We start from the raw sequence: 16921 nt of genomic DNA, 5'->3' as shown, positions 1-16921 counted from the left end.
CGTATGACAATTGAACAACCCATTGAACCGTCGTTCGAGGATTTTGCGCTGAACCGCCAGTTACTCAACGCCATAGCTGATGCCGGCTACACACAGCCGACGCCTATCCAGCTAAAGTCAATACCGTTGATTTTGCAGAATCACGACGTACTGGGCATTGCACAAACGGGAACCGGCAAAACAGCTGCGTATGTTTTGCCGCTCCTCATGAAAGTGAAGTATGCACAGGGCAACGCACCCCGTGCTATCATTCTGGCGCCAACCCGTGAGCTGGCGATCCAGATTAACGACGCCATCAGCGAACTTGCTAAATATACCGATCTTCGTCATACAGCCATTTACGGCGGACTCGGCCCCAAAACCCAGATTGAGCGCCTGAAAAACGGTATCGACATTCTGGTAGCTACCCCCGGCCGGTTCATGGACCTGTATCTGGCCGGTGAAATCGTTACCAAAGAAATCAAAACCATGATTCTGGACGAAGCCGATAAAATGATGGATATGGGTTTTATGCACCAGATACGGTCCATTCTGGAGATCATTCCCCGTAAACGCCAGAACCTGCTCTTCTCGGCAACGTTTCCGGACAAGGTAGAACGCTTATCGGCTGAATTTCTGGAAGCACCGGTCCGGGTTGAAGTGACACCACAGGCTTCAACCGCCGAAATGGTACAGCAGGTCATGTACGAAGTGCCAAACTTCCGGACCAAAATTAACCTGCTCGAATACCTCGTACTTCAGGAGGGCACTGAACGCGTGATTGTTTTTACCAGGACGAAACAAAGTGCCGAAAATATTTATAAATTTCTGGCACGAAAAGTGGTAAACGAAGACTACATCCGGGTGATTCACGCCAATAAAGGGCAGAATACGCGGATTAACTCGATGGATGCCTTTAAGGAGGGTCAGATCCGGGTACTGGTTGCCACCGACGTTGCCGCCCGCGGTATTGACGTCGCCAACGTGACGCACGTAATCAATTTCGACGTACCGATTATCTACGAAGATTATGTGCACCGGATCGGGCGGACAGGACGCGCCAACCGCAGCGGGAAAGCCATTACATTCGTGACGATGGCCGAAGAATACCATGTCGGAAAAATTGAAAAAATTATCCGGATGAAAGTACCGCGGCTGCCAATGCCTGACAACGTTGAACAAATCGAAACACCGTTCGATGAGCAACAGGCCATGCTAAGGGAGATCGACGAGCAGAAACGGAAGGAAGACCCGACCTTTAAAGGTGCCTTCCATGAAAAGAAAATCAAACCGGGTATGAAGGCAGCCCCCAAGGCACGCGTAATTCCTGGTGTTAAACCGGCTAAACGACCGGCCACGACCGGAAACAAGCCGGTAAACCGCAGCAAAAAACGAAGATAACACGAAGACAATGAGGTATTTTCCAAACTTTTTGACTGATAATCCGTTTGCTGAATACCTCATTTCTATCAACATTTTTTTCCGGCATGTACTAAGCCGGATTGCGATTCGTTTTAGTAAAACACGTACGCGGTCAAGCATCGCCACGTTGTTTGGATCAGGTTTTGTTCAACACTCAGGTAAGTGATGTATGCTATTGTGTGACATTGTTGATCGAAACCACCGAAACAGACGTACAGATTTCCTAAAACACATGATCTTTCGGGTTCATCCTTTTTTGATGGGTTTGCTGTTGATGCTGCCGTTCCGTCTGGTGGCTCAATCAACGCAGCTGATTACGTCAGCGCGGACGGTCGATTCGGCAAATAACCGGAAACCAACAGCCAAACAGGCTTTTGTTGCGGATAAAGGGCTTACAACTGAGGCCGCTACGACGGCTGTAGCTGTGGCTGCCGAATCTAAAACAGCCGCACACCTGCTTCCCCTTTTCGGCGAACGGTCTAAATCGACCGAGCAAATCGAACACGATATCCGTTTTCTGAGTGACTGCGACCAGAATTTTGCGAGCCGTCAGGAAGCCAGTCAGTTCTTTGCCGCCCGTGGCTGGGATTATATTAACGACGGCCAGCTGGATACGGCAGCCTACCGGTTCAATCTGGCCTATCTCCTGAATGAGAAAAATGCGGATGCATACTGGGGGCTGGGCGTAGTGTGTTATCAGCAGGAAAAACTGCCGGATGCTATCCGTATGCTGAAAAAAGGGCTGGCTTATGCGGACACCAATACCGTCCTGATGACTGATCTGGCTACCGTTGAAATTAAGTTCTTTCAGCAGACTAAAAATCAACAGTTACTGACTGACGCCGAAAACATTCTGACTCAAGCCATTACAATCGATCCGGCCAACGCTACGGCTCATATCGAAATGTCTCTGCTCTGTTATACCAAGGGCGAGTACGAAAAAGCCTGGGAAGCGCTTCATAAAGCACGGGCTATCGACCTGTCAGTCGTTGATCTGGCCTTTCTCGGCGACCTGCTGGCCAAAATGCCCGATCCGAAAGGTTTTTTCAAACGATAATCCGGACAGCATTACCGGGCTAACCGTCATTATCCGGCTACACATAAAGACCGGGAATTGGTTTATTTTTGCGGACGGAACGGCTGGTGATCATAACCGCCAGCCTGCGTAACGTCTCCCGGCATGATCAAACTACTTCGTCAGAATATTCTTTTTTTCAGCCTCTATGGTCTTTTGCTGATTGTGGTCGGCGTCTTGCAGCTACTCTATACCAAAGACGAGCTGATGCAGTGGATAAATGCCCGCAACAGTCCGGAAGCCGACTTTCTTTTTCAGAACATAACCTATCTGGGTGACGGTGCCTTTTCGGTGATTATGGCGGTGATTCTGGCGCTGGCTTCCTGGCGCTACGGAATTTTAGGGGCCGCCAGCTTTGCCTTAAGCGGCGGTATCTCATCGGTACTGAAACACTACGTATTTACCGACTCGTTACGCCCGCTGAAATATTTTGAGCATTCGCAGTGGGAATACAGGGTGATAAAAGGGCTCGATATTCACAGCTATAACAGTTTTCCGTCGGGCCATACAATCACCGCCTTTGCCATTTTCTCCCTGATGGCACTGCTGGACGGCCGCAAAGCCCGAAGCTGGTTCTGGCTGCTGCTGGCCTTTCTGACTGGCTATTCCCGCGTGTATCTGTTCCAGCATTTTGTAGAGGATGCCTACGCCGGTTCCGTCATTGGCGTCGGCTCAACGCTGGTTGTCTATTATTTTTTTATGCAGTATTGGGATAAAAACCCGCGTGACTGGCATCAGAAAGGCATCATCCGCCGGTAAAACAAAACAGGATTACAGGATTAACATGTACATTGTTGTTAATCCTATAATCCTGTCAGTAATCTGTGTTTTTGAGACCTACCGGAAACGATCCGATTCACGCACCTTACGCTCATCACGGCGGATAAACCGGTTTGCCAGAGCGTTACCAACGAGGGCAACAATCAGTGCGTAAAAGCCGGGCAGAAATGTTCCCTGATCATCCGGATTGCCAAATGCCTTACCCTTGTACAGCGTCTGGTACAGCGAAATACCCATAATGGCTGTCAGCAGCATGGCATTGATCGCACACATCATCGTCTGACGCAGGCGGTTCCGGTATTGAAACATGGCATAAAGCGCCAATACCGCTACGGCAACCATCAGCACAGCCAGATACCACAGCGGATCAACCTGAGTAGATGATCCGCCCGATGGCAGTGTTGCTATCTTTTCATACTGAAGTGCCGTTAAACGGGCAGACTCAGTTGGCAGGCTGCCTTTTTTTTCCCACAGCGGAGTAAGCAGGGCAAAGCCCATCGAGAGCGAAATCAGGAACAGAAATATGGTCTGAACGCGTTGAATCATAAAATTTCGAGAGAAAATAAATAGCGGGTAGCCGTACATAGGACGCTGCCCGTCTGGACGGCGCAAAGTTAGCCAAATCGCAGGATTTTGACATCCTCCGCGACCCAAAGGTTCAGTGATTCTCCAAGTCTTAAAAACTCAGAGATGGTTCACGATTCATCACAACTTGCCCCACAAGCACTAAGCCTGAGAAGGTCTTACGGTCGCTCCACGCGCTTCAACGCGGTGCCCCCGCGCAAAATTCAGTATGTTTTTAGCCCCATTTTCGTCGCGGTCATGCTCACTTTTGCAATCGGGGCATTGCCAATCACGCACGTTAAGGGGCATCTTTTGAGCCAAAAAGCCGCAGCACGAACACCGTTTGCTACTGGGAAAGAAGCGGTCAATCCTGACCAGCTCTTTCCCTCTCCAGGCCGCTTTGTAGTCAAGCATGGACACGAAACGGCCAAAACCAGCGTCGCTGATATGCCTGGACAGTTTACGATTTCTGAGCATGCCCCGCACGTTCAAGTCCTCCACGGCAATCACATCGAACCGCCGCACCAGGTCGGTCGTGACTTTGTTCAGATGATCAATACGGGCGTCACTCAGTTTTTCGTGAATACGGGCAACCTTAATACGCTGACGGTGCCAACGTCCGGAGCCTTTGGTTTTCCGGCTCAGGAGTCGCTGGGCTTTTGCCAGTTTCTTTTCGTAGGTGCGCGTAAGTCTCAGATTCGGGATACGTTCACCATTGCTGAGAGTAGCCAGCCTGTTAATTCCCAGATCAATCCCGATAGACTGCCCTGTTTTAGTAACTGGTTGTGGCATTTCGTCCAGTACCAGCGAAACGTAATAACGACCTGTCCGGGTTTTGCTAACGGTAACCGTAGTGGGTTTACTGCTGAATGGACGCGACCAACGCACGTTGAGTTTGCCAATTTTAGCCAAACTCAAAACACCATCGGCATATTTGAAAGCGGACGTGGTGTACTCAGCATTTTGTTTATCCCGCTTGCTTTTGAAGCGGGGATATTTAGCCCGGCCAGTAAAGAAATTCACAAACGCGGTTTGCAGGTTTCTAAGACTTTGTTGTAGGGGGACACAACTAACTTCATTAAGCCACGAGTGTTCAGGGGTTTTCTTGAGCGCAGTAAGAGCGGCACTGGATTGATTGTAATTAATCTTTTCGCCGATAGCCCACGCATCGGTCCTGAGTCTGAGACACCAGTTATACACAAACCGGGTATGCCCGAATACCTGACTCAATTCCTGAGCTTGCTCTTGGGTAGGGTAAAACCGGTATGTGTATCTGACTTTCACAAAAAAAAGATACAATTTGTAAAACATAAAAACAATAGAAATCTTGTGAATACAGGAATCGAGCCTACCCGCGCACTGGCCTTGGCGACCCGCCTGCCGCGATTCCTCCCCGCCGTGAACGGACGGGGTTACCTCGCGGGATTATTATGAAAACAGACAGCCGGATCGTCGTTACCGCCGACGGATCGCACTCGCTTTTTAATGAACAGGCCGGACAACACTACCACTCTATTTTCGGTGCCCGGCAGGAATCTGAGCGGGTTTTTATTGAACTTGGTTTGCAGGAAGCCTTGGAGCGGTTTACGGATAGCCCGCTCCGTGTCTTCGAGATGGGATTCGGAACGGGCCTGAATGCCGTTATGACCACCCGCGAAGCCGGAAACCGGCAGCGCTCCATTGCGTATACGGCAGTCGAAGCCTTTCCGGTGCCGCTTGCAGAAGCCCGTCAGCTTAATTTTGATGAACAGCTGGGCACTTCCTGCACCTATGCGCTGCATGAAGCCCCCTGGCATACACCAACAATCATAAGCCCCTACTTCACCCTGACCAAACAGGAGGGTCAGTTGCAGGCGTTCAGTGCCGGTCCTGCCTTCCATCTGGTTTATTACGATGCCTTTGCGCCCGAAGCTCAGCCCGAACTCTGGACCGCAGACATTTTCCAGCATGTTGCCGGCATGATGGTTCCGGATGGTATTCTGACCACCTATTGCTCGAAAGGCTATGTACAGCGAAATCTCAAAGCTGCCGGGTTCCGGGTCGAAAAACACCCGGGTCCGGCCCGTAAGCGGGAAATACTTCGTGCTGTAAAAATTTGAGAAATTCTGTAAGTTTCATAAGTTTGATGCATTAAGTGTAAAAACGACACTATTACGTGTCTGCTAACGATATAAAGAACCTTTTGACTATGTATCTTCTTGGATTTGACGTCGGTAGTTCATCGGTGAAAGCCTGTTTGCTGAATGCTGAAACGGGTCAGGCAGTGGCCGCTGCCTTTTATCCGGAAACCGAAATGGCTATCGAAGCGCCACAGGCAGGCTTTGCCGAACAACAACCTGAAAACTGGTGGAAAAACGCCTGCCTGGCGTCAAATGCTGTACTACAGAAAGCCGGGGCGGCACCGGCCGATGTAAAGGCGGTGGGAATTTCCTATCAGATGCACGGGCTGGTGGTCGTCGATAAAGCGTTCAACGTGCTGCGTCCGTCGATTATCTGGTGCGACAGCCGGGCTGTTCCCTACGGTCAGGCTGCGTTCCATGACCTCGGTGCCGACCTGTGCCTGTCTCACCTGCTTAATTCACCGGGCAATTTTACAGCGGCCAAACTGGCCTGGGTAAAGGCCAACGAACCGGACGTATATGCCGAAGTAGACAAGTTTATGCTGCCCGGCGATTACCTGGCCGCCCGCATGACCGGCGATATTGTTACGACAGCATCCGGTTTGTCAGAAGGTACACTCTGGGATTTCCTGAACGACCAACCGGCCGATTTTCTGTTTAACTACTACGGCTTCGATAAATCACTGATGCCGGCCATTAAACCAACGTTCGGGTTGCAGGGGCATATTTCGGCCTCAGCCGCCGCTGAGCTGGGACTGGCCGAAGGGACACCGGTAACCTACCGTGCCGGTGATCAGCCAAACAATGCCATGTCACTCAATGTCCTGGAACCGGGTCAGATTGCGGCAACCGCCGGCACATCCGGTGTTGTATACGGGGTGAGTGACCAGGCCAAATATGATCCGAAATCGCGGGTGAATACCTTTCTGCACGTCAGCCATACCCCCGAAGCGCCCCGCTATGGTGTACTGCTGTGCGTAAACGGAACCGGCATTCTGAACAGCTGGCTGCGCAACAAAATGTTCCAGGGCTACATCGACTATCCGCAAATGAATGAGCTGGCGGCTCACTCCCCGATCGGTGCCGACGGGCTGGTTTGCCTGCCATTCGGTAACGGCGCGGAACGCATGCTCGAAAACAAAGATCTTGGCGCCACCTTCAAAGGCTTGCAGCTCACCCGCCACGGCCTGCCGCACATGCTGCGGGCTGCTCAGGAAGGCATCGTCTTTGCGTTCTATTATGGCATGGAAATCATGCAGCAGGTGGGCGTAGGTCTGCGGACGATCCGGGCAGGGGAAGCGAACATGTTCCTGAGCCCGATTTTCGGCAGCACGCTGGCCAATCTGAGTGGTTGTGAAATCGAATTGTATAATACAGACGGGGCACAGGGTGCTGCCCGTGGCGCCGGTATCGGTGCCGGCATTTATAAAAATGCAGCCGAGGCATTCTCCGGCCTCAAAGTCGTTCGTACCATTGAACCGGATATGCGTACCCAACAGGCTTATCAGGAGGCCTATGCCAACTGGAATAATGCACTGACGCCTCAGGTCTAGCCCGACATCATTACAACAGCAATACAGGCAGTCCGTATACGGGCTGCCTGTATTGTTTATCGGCTGTCAGATTGGTCAGTTTACGCGGATAGCCGTACCTTTGCGGTTTAATTGACAAACTAATGGCGAATCGTTCTGAATCAGTTTATCTGGACAATGCCGCAACGACGCGGCTTGATCCTGAAGTTCTGGAAGCCATGCTCCCGATGATGACGGAGTTTTTCGGCAACCCATCTTCCATCCATGCACACGGACGTAAGGTGCGGTCGGCTATCGAAAAGGCGCGGAAAACGGTCGCGACACTGCTTAATACATCTCCTGCCGAGATTTTCTTTACGTCGGGAGGCACAGAGGCCGATAATACAGCCATTCGCAGCAGCATCGAGACATTCGGACTTACCCACGCAATTACGTCCCCGCTGGAACACCATGCGGTGCTGCATACGCTGGAACATCTGCACAAAACCGGTAAGGTAAAACTGAGCCTGGTGGATGTGGATGCGAAGGGCCTTATTGATCAGGACCATCTTAAAGCGCTGCTACAAGCCAATCCGGGCTCACTGGTATCGCTTATGCACGGCAATAACGAAATCGGGAATCTGCTGGATCTGGAAGCCACCGGCAACCTGTGTGCTGAGTACAAAGCGATTTTTCATACGGACACGGTGCAGACTATGGGTCATTTCCGGCACGATCTGCAAAAACTACCGGTCGATTTTATCGTCGGAGCGGCGCATAAATTCCATGGGCCTAAGGGTGTCGGTTTTCTGTACATGAATGCTGATCCCAAATCCGGTCGCGGTAAAATACAGCCATTTGTACACGGCGGATCCCAGGAACGCAACATGCGGGGCGGCACCGAAAACGTATATGGCATCATCGGACTGGCCAAAGCGCTGGAAATTGCCTACCGCGACATGGACGCTCATCACCAGCATATTCTGGGTCTGAAAAAGCGGATGATTGAGCAATTGCGCGAAAAACTGGCCGATGTCCGCTTCAACGGCGACTCTGATAACCTGGAAGGTAGTCTGTACACCGTCCTGAACGTGAGCTTACCGTCATCAGATATGAGCGACATGCTGCTCTTTAACCTCGACATTGCCGGTATTTCGGCTTCGGGCGGGTCAGCGTGTTCGAGCGGGTCAAACGTAGGCTCCCATGTACTGGCGGCCCTGCCGGGTATCGACCCTGACCGGGGATATGTCCGTTTCTCATTCGGCAAATACAACACGCCCGACGAAATCGACTACGCCGTCGATACCCTCGCCGGACTGTATCATAAAGACGCTTAGTGTTAGGGGCGTGGGGCAAAGGGCAAGTACTTAGCCCTATGCCCCACGCTCTTTGCTATTTATCTAATCCACCGCTGCCCGATTTTCAACGAGTAGTCGATGAAAGCTTTGGCAGTACGGTCGTAGGTTTCATTGCCAAGGGAGTGGCCGCTCTCATCAAGATTTTTGTGTGTCTCGTGCGATTCATAAATCCGCGCCGATACAACCGAATAACCGTCCAGGAAGTTAATCAGCTTGTTCAGAATGGTTGTCATCTGGATGGCTGGCTGACGACCACCACGCCCGTTTGATACGCCGGCAAAGGCAAAGACCTTATTATCAAACAAGTGCTTAAACGGCGTATCGCCCAGCTGGTGCAGCATGTTGATAAACTGCGGACTCGTGATCCAGTTGTATTCGGGCACGACAAAAAAGACTAAATCTGCCGCAGCCCATGTACCGATCAGCTCCTGCTGAAAGTCTGTCAGATTTTCCGGATCCACCTCGCCCTGACCAACCAGGGGAATATCATAGGCTTCAAAATTTGCCAGACCAATGTCCTGCTGTCCATACGTTTCGAGTACGTTCCGGATATGACGGGCAAAACGCAGGGAATTACTGTTTTTACGGGGGGAAGTAGAAATAACTGCGATTTTCATAAATTCTGTATAGTCGTGATATCAGATTAACACCTAACCCTGAGTTTGGTTTTACAGTCTGACCGCAAAGTCAGTAACATGCCATGCAACGGATTGTATGGAAAATGACTCTTTAGTTCATCCAGTTTAAAAACTCTGTACAATGCGGCTGATTTACATCTTATTATTTGCGGCGACCGGACCGGCACTGGCGCAGGAAAAAGTTCAGGAAGAAAGTATACCGGCTCCGGCATCTATGCCTACTGCCCGCCCGCTGGCCGGTTTCTACCGTGACCCGAAAGACCCGAAAAACGTCATGCGGTCAACGGTCGACAATATGCCGGTGAAGACGCCGGATTCCAGCCAGACCTACTCCATTTTGTCGACACCAACCCTACCGAAATCCCGTAAACTGCCTTTACCCAAAAGCTCACCTGTCATACCGGCAATACCAAAACGATAAACCTTAGGCCAGGCTGTCCAGCGCCTGCGCCAGATCAGCGATCAGGTCGTCTGCATGTTCGAGACCAATGGAGACCCGCAGCAGGTTGACGGGGGTTGCCGTGTTCGGCCCTTCCACCGATGCACGGTGTTCGATCAGGCTTTCGACACCGCCCAGACTGGTTGCCCGCGCAAACAGGGTCAATTTACCGGCGAACCGTAACGCCTCCGGCGCACCGCCTTTGATCTGCACCGACAGCATCGCCCCCGGTGACTGCATCTGCCGGTTGGCAAGGGCAAACGACGGATGATTTTCCAGCCCCGGATAATGAACCGCTTCAACCTGCGGATGCGTTTGCAGAAAGCGTGCTACCTGCCCTGCCGTTTCGGTCTGGGCCCGTATCCGGACCGCAAGTGTTTTAATTCCCCGCATTACCAGCCAGCAATCGAACGGCGCCGGAACCGCACCCGACAAGCTTTGCAGTAACCGTACCCGCTGCGCCAGTTCATCGTCCTGTCTGAAAATCAAGGCTCCGCCCAGGACATCGCTGTGCCCGCTGAGATACTTGGTCGTCGAATGCATCACCACATCGCACCCGAGTGCCAGCGGCTGTTGCAGCACCGGCGTTGCCCAGGTATTGTCGCAGACACAGATCGCCCCGACGCTGTGCGCCAGATCAGCCACGGCCTGCAAATCCGTAATCCGCAGCATCGGATTCGACGGCGTTTCGGTCCAGACCACCCGCGTATTTTCGTGAATGGCACGCCGCACATCGGCCAGATCCGTCATGTCGACTTTTGTATAGGTCAGGCCCCACGGATGAAACACCTGCTCAAGCAAAGCGGGGGTACCGTAATAAGCATCGGCAGCAATAACCACATGGTCGCCGGGGCGCAGTGCCTGAAACAAGGTCATGGCGGCGGCCTGTCCCGACCCGAATGCCATCGCCACGGCCCCGCCGTCAAGCGCAGCCAGTGCTTTTTCGAGCGCTTCGCGATTGGGGTTATTTGCCCGGCTGTAGAGATACGGGCCCGACAGCGCATAGGCCTCGTTCCGCGCAAAGGTTGTCGACAGGTAAATAGGCGGAATCACCGCACCGGTCGCCGGATCGGGCTGATGGGTCGCCTGTAGGGCAAGGGTATCGAAATGCATGATATATAGAGCTGCGGTTAACTACTTATCCGGCAGAAAAAGCTTTCTAAACGGCAAACAGCCAAATTTAGCTAAATCTCCTGATTAGAGGCACAGCAAGCTTACGGCCTGTCCGTATCAATGCCTGCACTTTTTCTGATCTGCCTTTAATCAGCCCCTCCTGATTTAATGAGCGAACGCCGTTGCAGGAAACCGGCGATTGATTACATTTACACCAAATTCGTATGCATGCATACTATACTGAACCCCATGACCTATCAATCCCTTTCTCTGAACCTGACCGACGGGGTAATGACCCTGACATTGCTCGGTCCCGGCAAAGGCAATGCAATGGGCCCCGAGTTCTGGGATGAACTCCCGAAAGCCATGGATAACATCACGGCTATGCCCGATATCCGGTGCCTGATTGTCCGGGGCAGCGGTGATCATTTCAGCTACGGACTCGATGTACTCCGCATGTTTCCGGTCCTCGCCGACATGACCACCGGCATCGTACTGGCCGATAAACGCATGAAACTCATGCGTCAGATCCGGCACATGCAGTCGGGCTTCCTGAAGATGCATACCGCTCCTTTTCCCGTTATTGCGGCCATACACGGCTGGTGCATCGGTGGGGGCGTTAATATGATTTCTGCCGCCGACATCCGGCTTTGTTCCCGCGAGGCGAAATTCAGCCTGCGCGAAGCCCGGCTTGCCATTACACCCGACATTGGTGGCCTGCAATGGCTGCCCGGCATTATCGGTCAGGGGTATACCCGCGAACTGGCGTTTACGGCCAAAGACATTGATGCCGCGACCGCTGAAAAAATGCGGCTGGTGAACCACGTCTACGACACTCCCGACGAGCTTTTCCACGAAGCGATGGCCATGGCCCGCCAGATTGCGGACAACTCGGCCACTGCCGTACAGGGCGCTAAGGCGGTTCTGAACTATAGCCAGGACAAATCCATCGACGATGGCTTACAATACGTTGCCACCTGGAACGCTTCCCAGCTCCAGTCCCACGACTTTCAGGAGGCCATGCAGGCAACTGCCGAACGCAGACAAGCAAGCTTTAATAAAAACAATTAGCGATTGAGTGATTTGTGATTGAGTGAAAAGGGTTGTGCCTACACTCAATCACAAATCACTCAATCACAAATCACTAAACCATGACCACAGGAATGTTGCGCGAGGATGCGCTGAAAGGAAAAACCATTATTGTGACGGGAGGCGGAACGGGCCTTGGCAAATCCATGAGCCGGTATTTTCTCCAGCTGGGTGCCAACGTCACGATTTGCAGCCGCCGGCAGGCAGTGATTGATGCCACGGCCGAAGAACTGGCCACCGAAACAGGCGGCGAGGTGCTGGCTGTACCCTGCGATGTCCGCAATCCGCAGGAGATCGAAAACGTGATTGCACAAACCATTGCCCGCTTCGGCCGCGTCGACGGACTGCTGAACAACTCAGCCGGCAACTTTATTAGTCCGACCGAAAAGCTGTCGTACAAAGCCTTTGATACGATTGTCGACATTGTGCTGCGCGGAACGTACTACTTCACGCTGGCCATAGGCAAGTACTGGATTGAGAACAAAATCCCGGGCACAGTGCTGAACATTTCAACAACTTACGCCACAACCGGTTCGGGCTACGTTGTGCCATCGGCAATTGCCAAGGGCGGGGCACTGATCATGACTAAGTCGCTGGCGGCGGAGTGGGGAAAATACGGCATCCGGCTCAACTGCATTGCGCCAGGTCCGTTTCCGACCAAAGGGGCATGGGAGCGTTTATTCCCCGAGCCACTGGTCAAACTGATGGACCCAACCAGCCGGATTCCGCTCAAACGCGTCGGCGAGCATCAGGAGCTAGCCAACCTGGCGGCGTTTCTGATGTCGGATTTTTCGGGCTACATCACCGGCGAAACCATTACGATTGACGGGGGCGAGGTACTGGCCAACGGCGAGTTCAATCACCTCGAAAAGGTACCGGCTGAAATGTGGGACATGATCGGTCAGAGCATCAAACAATCCAACCGCGACAGCAAAAAAGAAGGACAATAGTAAGGGCGACCCCACGTGGTCGCCCTTTTTTACAAAACGGAATATCATTCCGTTTTACATTATTTCTGAGCGATATAGAAGAAATCGAGGCTGCCGGCCGGATTCTGGCTGACCATATAGTCGGTATACTGAATTTCAGCAGCGAGTCCATCCTGCTGGAGCAGGCGGTTGCGGTTCATCCGGTTCGCGATGTCATACGGAATCTGTAGCATCCAGCGCGGAAGCCGGTATTGCAGGTTCAGAATATCCCAGCGGGTAAATTTCTGTACCGACTGCTTATTCTGTTCGTAGTAGGTCATCACCTTGTTGTTGCCGTGCACGCCTTCGGTTTTTACCGTCGGGAAGTAACGCAGCATCAGGTTTTTCAGCTCATCGGCCAGATACTCGCGCACGTGCCACGGATTGCGCGTCAGCGAGAAGGTTTTGTTAACTGTCGTCAGCAACAGTTTACCCCCCGGCTTCAGCACGCGGAACGCTTCCTTGATAAACAGGTCATCGTTTTCGATGTGCTCAATTACCTGAAACGTAACGATATAATCAAACGTATTGTCGGCTAAACCAGCTAAAGGCGGTATATTTGCCTGAATAAAAGTCGATTGCGGATACGCGTTCTGCAGCGATGCAATCAGTTCCGCGTTTTTGTCGATGCCGGTGTAATGATCTGCCGCCTGCGTCAGCAACTGAAGGCCGCGCCCCCAGCCACAACCGATTTCCAGCACATTTCCCGAAACGATTTTAGCCGCTTCGACGTATGGAAAAAGGAGCCGCTGGTGAACCGGGTTATCCGACGTAATTTCGGCAGAGGTTATTTCTGTGGTTTTATACATAGTTTCGAGCCAGGAAACAGCGCAAATCACAAGGTGTAACCGGTTAATGTCCGTTCGTGGTGATTTGCAAATGAGTCTGTAAAATTACTCTTTTGTAGAGCTAAAGAAAAATCTACGGGCCAACAAGTCTATTTGACATTGTTTTTTCGTTATTGATAAACAGTTGGTTCGGATCGGTAACAGGGTCCGGCAGAAATGGTCTGACACTTTTCTATAATTTATGCGTTTTTATATTTTCTTATCGCTCATCTTGCTCGGCGCTGCCTGCAAATCGGGCAAAACAGCTCAACAAACGCAGGCAAATACCCCTGGCCAGACAGTAGGGTCGAATACCCGTATCAATAGCCGTCCGTCAGGCGGTAGTGCCTCCGACAGCCGCCCGCTGGCACGGCCTTCCTCTGTACTACCGAACAGCACCTCGGCCCCCGCCCCTGCACCGGCAGACTGGGCCGTAACGTCGATTAAAGGTAAATTTCTGATTATCGACTCCACCAGTATCCGCGTTTATCTGAACCTGACCGGCCAGCAACCCGACGGATCGCCGATTAAAACCGCCGATGATCTGGCGTCGCATTTTCTGGTCAACTACGTTATTTATCCCGACTACAATAGCCGCGACCGCCTTGGCTATGGCAATGTCCAGATTACGAACCAGGCGGTGGTACCGAATGGTGACTACCTGACGCTGATGTTCGACGTCAAGCGGCCTTCGGGTGCCATTAACGGCATTCTGCTGACCGAAATCACCGAAACCAATAACGGTAAAAAGGCGCTGAATGATCTGCCGGTCCGGTTCCGGAGCACCAAACTCAGCGACCGCTATGCCCTGTTCGATAAAGATGGCAAACTGCCGCTGCTGCGCAATTACGTTAACCTGAAAGATACCGTAGTACTCCGTGATGTAAACGGCACCGTTAAGCCGTTGTATACGTTCCGGTATCGCCATGATTTTGAGGCTGCTTCGTCGCCGATGAACACGACCACGCGGCCGGCCCCTAAAACACTCACGGTTGATTCATCGCTGGTCGTAACCACCAGCCAGCCGTTCCGGATGCCGTCGGAAGGACTTTATTTCTTTCTGGAAGATTCAACCGAAACCTATGGCATCGGGATGGTCGTTGCCGACAACCGCTTTCCGAAGCTAACCCGTCCGGAGAAGCTGGTTAAGCCGGTGTTGTACATGAGTACCAGTACCGAAATTAACGAGCTGAATAATACAAAAGAGATTAAGAAGGCGTTTGACCGCTACTGGCTGAACCTGATGTCGGGCAATGAGGAAGTGGCCCGCCGGGCAATCCGGGCTTATTTTAACCGGGTCGAAGAGGCAAACCGTTTATTTACAACGTATAAAGAGGGATGGAAAACCGATAAGGGCATGATCTATGTTGTGCTTGGCCCGCCCGACCGCGTACAACGCAGCCGCGACCGTGAGGTGTGGGTGTATAACCGCCGGGCAAACGTTTCCGAAATCAATTTTACATTCAATCGCAAACCGAATCAATTTGTCGAGGACCATTACGAACTGGTACGCTATATGGAGTATCAACCGATCTGGTACCCGATTGTCGAAGCATGGAGAACCGGCGCAATCCGCGAATAAATAAATCAGGGCCGCAAGGTGGCGGTCGCCCCCAGTCCGGCCAACGCCGCTACGAAGAAGAGCGTCCGCCTTCGGAGGAAATGGTGTTTGGTATCCAGTCGGTACTGGAAACGCTCCGGTCTGGTCAGCAGATCGATAAGCTGTTTATGGAAAAAGAGCTGAGTCACCCTGAAATTCAGCAACTGGCGTTTCAGAACCGGGTGACGATCCAGCGCGTACCGACCGAAAAACTAAACCGCCTGACGCGTAAAAACCATCAGGGGGTTATCTGTTTTACGGCCGTGGTGCAATACGTGAAACTGTCGAACGTAATTGCTGAAGTAAACGAAGACGGCGAAACGCCGTTTATTCTGCTGCTTGACCGCATTACGGACGTTCGCAACTTCGGCGCCATCGCCCGAACAGCGGAATGTGCCGGTGTACAGGTAATTGTGATCCCGGGACGCGGCAATGCAGCCATTAACTCCGAGGCCATGAAAACGTCGTCGGGCGCCTTGAATCACATTGCGGTTTGCCGCGAATACGATCTGGCCGATACCATCCGGTATTTGCAGAAATCGGGGATTAAAGTTGTAGCCTGTACGGAGAAATCATACCGCGATGTATTCACCACCGACCTGACGGGCCCGCTTGCGGTCATTATGGGGTCTGAAGAAAACGGGATTACGCCGGAGCTGCTGGCCCTTGTCGACGGCCACGTGAAGATCCCGCTGCTGGGAAATGTCGGCTCACTGAATGTGTCAGTAGCGACGGGAGTTGTTTTATACGAGGTAGTGCGCCAGCGTAGTCTGCCGGCTGTTCAGTAATGAAAAATGGATAATGAATAATGTACAATGGGGCTTTTGCTTTCATTATACATTACTCATTATCCATTTTTCATTATGTCAGATTACTTTTTCTTTCCGCCGCCCAGTGAATTGATCCACTTAGCCAGTTTCAGCGCATCTTCCTTAGGCACTTGCTTCATCGGAGCCATTGGCGGGTAACCCGGCCAGTTTGATGGCTTTGGCTCATAAATCAACGCGATGATCTGGTCGTTGGTATACTTTTTCTTCGCTACGTCTTTGTAAGCCGGACCAACCAACTTCACATCGGGACGGTGGCAGGCAATACACGTATACTTTGTCATCAGGGCTTTCATATCTTCAGGAATGTTGTCCTGAGCCTGGGCATTGAATGAAAACCCGGCAAGTGCAGCCGCAGCCACTAATACGCCAAATGCTTTTTTCATGGTAAGCTTGTAATAGGAATAACTGAAAAGAAACAGGAAAAGTAAGTTAGCAAAAATACATTCTAAATACAGAGACACAAAATTTTGCGGCTCATACCTTTATATTCCCCGTTCATGGTATAAAGACATATTCTTCTGTCTCTTACCCCAAAAACAGGAAAATGTATTGTTTTGCCAACATCGGTTAATCTGTAGAGACGCAACACCTTGCGTCTCATTTTTGCA

The 16921-nt window shown here is 51.8% G+C and carries 17 protein-coding genes; 11 read left to right on the top strand and 6 right to left on the bottom strand.

What is annotated here, in order from left to right; translation table 11 throughout:
• The first annotated feature begins 3 nt into the window (after positions 1-3).
• The 3 genes from AC23NW_RS18960 (at position 4) to AC23NW_RS18950 (ending at position 3235) form a co-directional block, all read left to right on the top strand.
• The gene (locus AC23NW_RS18960) at positions 4-1380 is read left to right on the top strand and encodes a DEAD/DEAH box helicase (RefSeq protein WP_487451274.1); all 1377 of its coding nucleotides are present in this window, start codon (positions 4-6) and stop codon (positions 1378-1380) included.
• Positions 1381-1633: 253 nt separating this feature from the next.
• Positions 1634-2458 carry a tetratricopeptide repeat protein gene (locus tag AC23NW_RS18955; RefSeq protein ID WP_487451273.1) on the top strand — a complete coding sequence of 275 codons (825 nt, stop codon included), beginning with the start codon at positions 1634-1636 and terminating at the stop codon, positions 2456-2458.
• 123 nt (positions 2459-2581) lie between these two features.
• Complete coding sequence (locus AC23NW_RS18950; protein ID WP_487451271.1) at positions 2582-3235, top strand: phosphatase PAP2 family protein; 654 nt, start codon at positions 2582-2584, stop codon at positions 3233-3235.
• Positions 3236-3313: 78 nt separating this feature from the next.
• Here the strand turns inward: AC23NW_RS18950 and AC23NW_RS18945 are convergent, their stop codons facing one another.
• Positions 3314-3802, bottom strand: a complete 489-nt coding sequence (locus tag AC23NW_RS18945) for a DUF4293 domain-containing protein (protein ID WP_293832990.1) — start codon at positions 3800-3802, stop codon at positions 3314-3316.
• Between the two features lie 180 nt (positions 3803-3982).
• Complete coding sequence (locus AC23NW_RS18940) at positions 3983-5131, bottom strand: RNA-guided endonuclease InsQ/TnpB family protein (RefSeq protein WP_487451269.1); 1149 nt, start codon at positions 5129-5131, stop codon at positions 3983-3985.
• A 119-nt stretch (positions 5132-5250) separates the two neighbouring features.
• Here AC23NW_RS18940 and mnmC2 point away from each other — a divergent pair, with 119 nt between their 5' ends.
• The 3 genes from mnmC2 to AC23NW_RS18925 all read left to right on the top strand — a co-directional run bounded on the left by mnmC2 (position 5251) and on the right by AC23NW_RS18925 (position 8788).
• Positions 5251-5919 (top strand): tRNA (5-methylaminomethyl-2-thiouridine)(34)-methyltransferase MnmC2, encoded by a 669-nt coding sequence (gene mnmC2 / locus AC23NW_RS18935; RefSeq protein ID WP_487451267.1) that lies wholly within the window; start codon positions 5251-5253, stop codon positions 5917-5919.
• Between the two features lie 89 nt (positions 5920-6008).
• Positions 6009-7493, top strand: a complete 1485-nt coding sequence (locus AC23NW_RS18930; protein ID WP_487451266.1) for a xylulokinase — start codon at positions 6009-6011, stop codon at positions 7491-7493.
• A gap of 122 nt (positions 7494-7615) precedes the next feature.
• Positions 7616-8788, top strand: coding sequence for a cysteine desulfurase family protein (locus AC23NW_RS18925; protein ID WP_487451265.1), 1173 nt, complete (start codon positions 7616-7618; stop codon positions 8786-8788).
• A gap of 59 nt (positions 8789-8847) precedes the next feature.
• On the opposite strand, the gene AC23NW_RS18920 is transcribed toward AC23NW_RS18925, so the two are convergent.
• Complete coding sequence (locus tag AC23NW_RS18920) at positions 8848-9426, bottom strand: NAD(P)H-dependent oxidoreductase (RefSeq protein WP_487451264.1); 579 nt, start codon at positions 9424-9426, stop codon at positions 8848-8850.
• Between the two features lie 142 nt (positions 9427-9568).
• On the opposite strand from AC23NW_RS18920, the gene AC23NW_RS18915 reads away from it, so the two are divergent.
• Complete coding sequence (locus tag AC23NW_RS18915) at positions 9569-9868, top strand: hypothetical protein (protein WP_487451262.1); 300 nt, start codon at positions 9569-9571, stop codon at positions 9866-9868.
• A gap of 3 nt (positions 9869-9871) precedes the next feature.
• Here the strand turns inward: AC23NW_RS18915 and AC23NW_RS18910 are convergent, their stop codons facing one another.
• Complete coding sequence (locus AC23NW_RS18910; protein ID WP_487451261.1) at positions 9872-10999, bottom strand: trans-sulfuration enzyme family protein; 1128 nt, start codon at positions 10997-10999, stop codon at positions 9872-9874.
• Positions 11000-11248: 249 nt separating this feature from the next.
• Between AC23NW_RS18910 and AC23NW_RS18905 the strand changes: the two genes are divergently transcribed.
• Entirely contained in the window at positions 11249-12070 is an 822-nt protein-coding gene (locus AC23NW_RS18905; protein WP_487451260.1) for a crotonase/enoyl-CoA hydratase family protein, read from the top strand.
• A gap of 80 nt (positions 12071-12150) precedes the next feature.
• Positions 12151-13038, top strand: a complete 888-nt coding sequence (locus tag AC23NW_RS18900) for an SDR family oxidoreductase (RefSeq protein ID WP_293833008.1) — start codon at positions 12151-12153, stop codon at positions 13036-13038.
• Positions 13039-13097: 59 nt separating this feature from the next.
• Here AC23NW_RS18900 and AC23NW_RS18895 read toward each other — a convergent pair whose 3' ends face one another.
• A complete protein-coding gene (locus AC23NW_RS18895) occupies positions 13098-13865 on the bottom strand; it encodes a class I SAM-dependent methyltransferase (RefSeq protein ID WP_293833010.1) in 768 nt (255 codons plus the stop codon).
• 220 nt (positions 13866-14085) lie between these two features.
• Between AC23NW_RS18895 and AC23NW_RS18890 the strand changes: the two genes are divergently transcribed.
• Together AC23NW_RS18890 and rlmB are read left to right on the top strand one after the other, a co-directional pair.
• Complete coding sequence (locus tag AC23NW_RS18890; protein ID WP_487451258.1) at positions 14086-15465, top strand: GWxTD domain-containing protein; 1380 nt, start codon at positions 14086-14088, stop codon at positions 15463-15465.
• On the top strand, positions 15438-16271 hold the full coding sequence (gene rlmB / locus AC23NW_RS18885) for a 23S rRNA (guanosine(2251)-2'-O)-methyltransferase RlmB (RefSeq protein WP_293833014.1): 834 nt from the start codon (positions 15438-15440) through the stop codon (positions 16269-16271). The genes AC23NW_RS18890 and rlmB overlap by 28 nt, the downstream gene beginning before the upstream one ends.
• Positions 16272-16354: 83 nt before the next feature.
• On the opposite strand, the gene AC23NW_RS18880 is transcribed toward rlmB, so the two are convergent.
• Positions 16355-16696, bottom strand: coding sequence for a c-type cytochrome (locus AC23NW_RS18880; RefSeq protein ID WP_487451256.1), 342 nt, complete (start codon positions 16694-16696; stop codon positions 16355-16357).
• Between the last annotated feature and the right edge of the window lie 225 nt (positions 16697-16921).

The sequence above is a fragment of the Arsenicibacter sp. R0_47 genome, assembly GCF_057652235.1.
The sequence above is the reverse complement of the archived record's forward strand: the minus strand, read 5'-3'. Positions and strand labels throughout refer to the sequence as shown.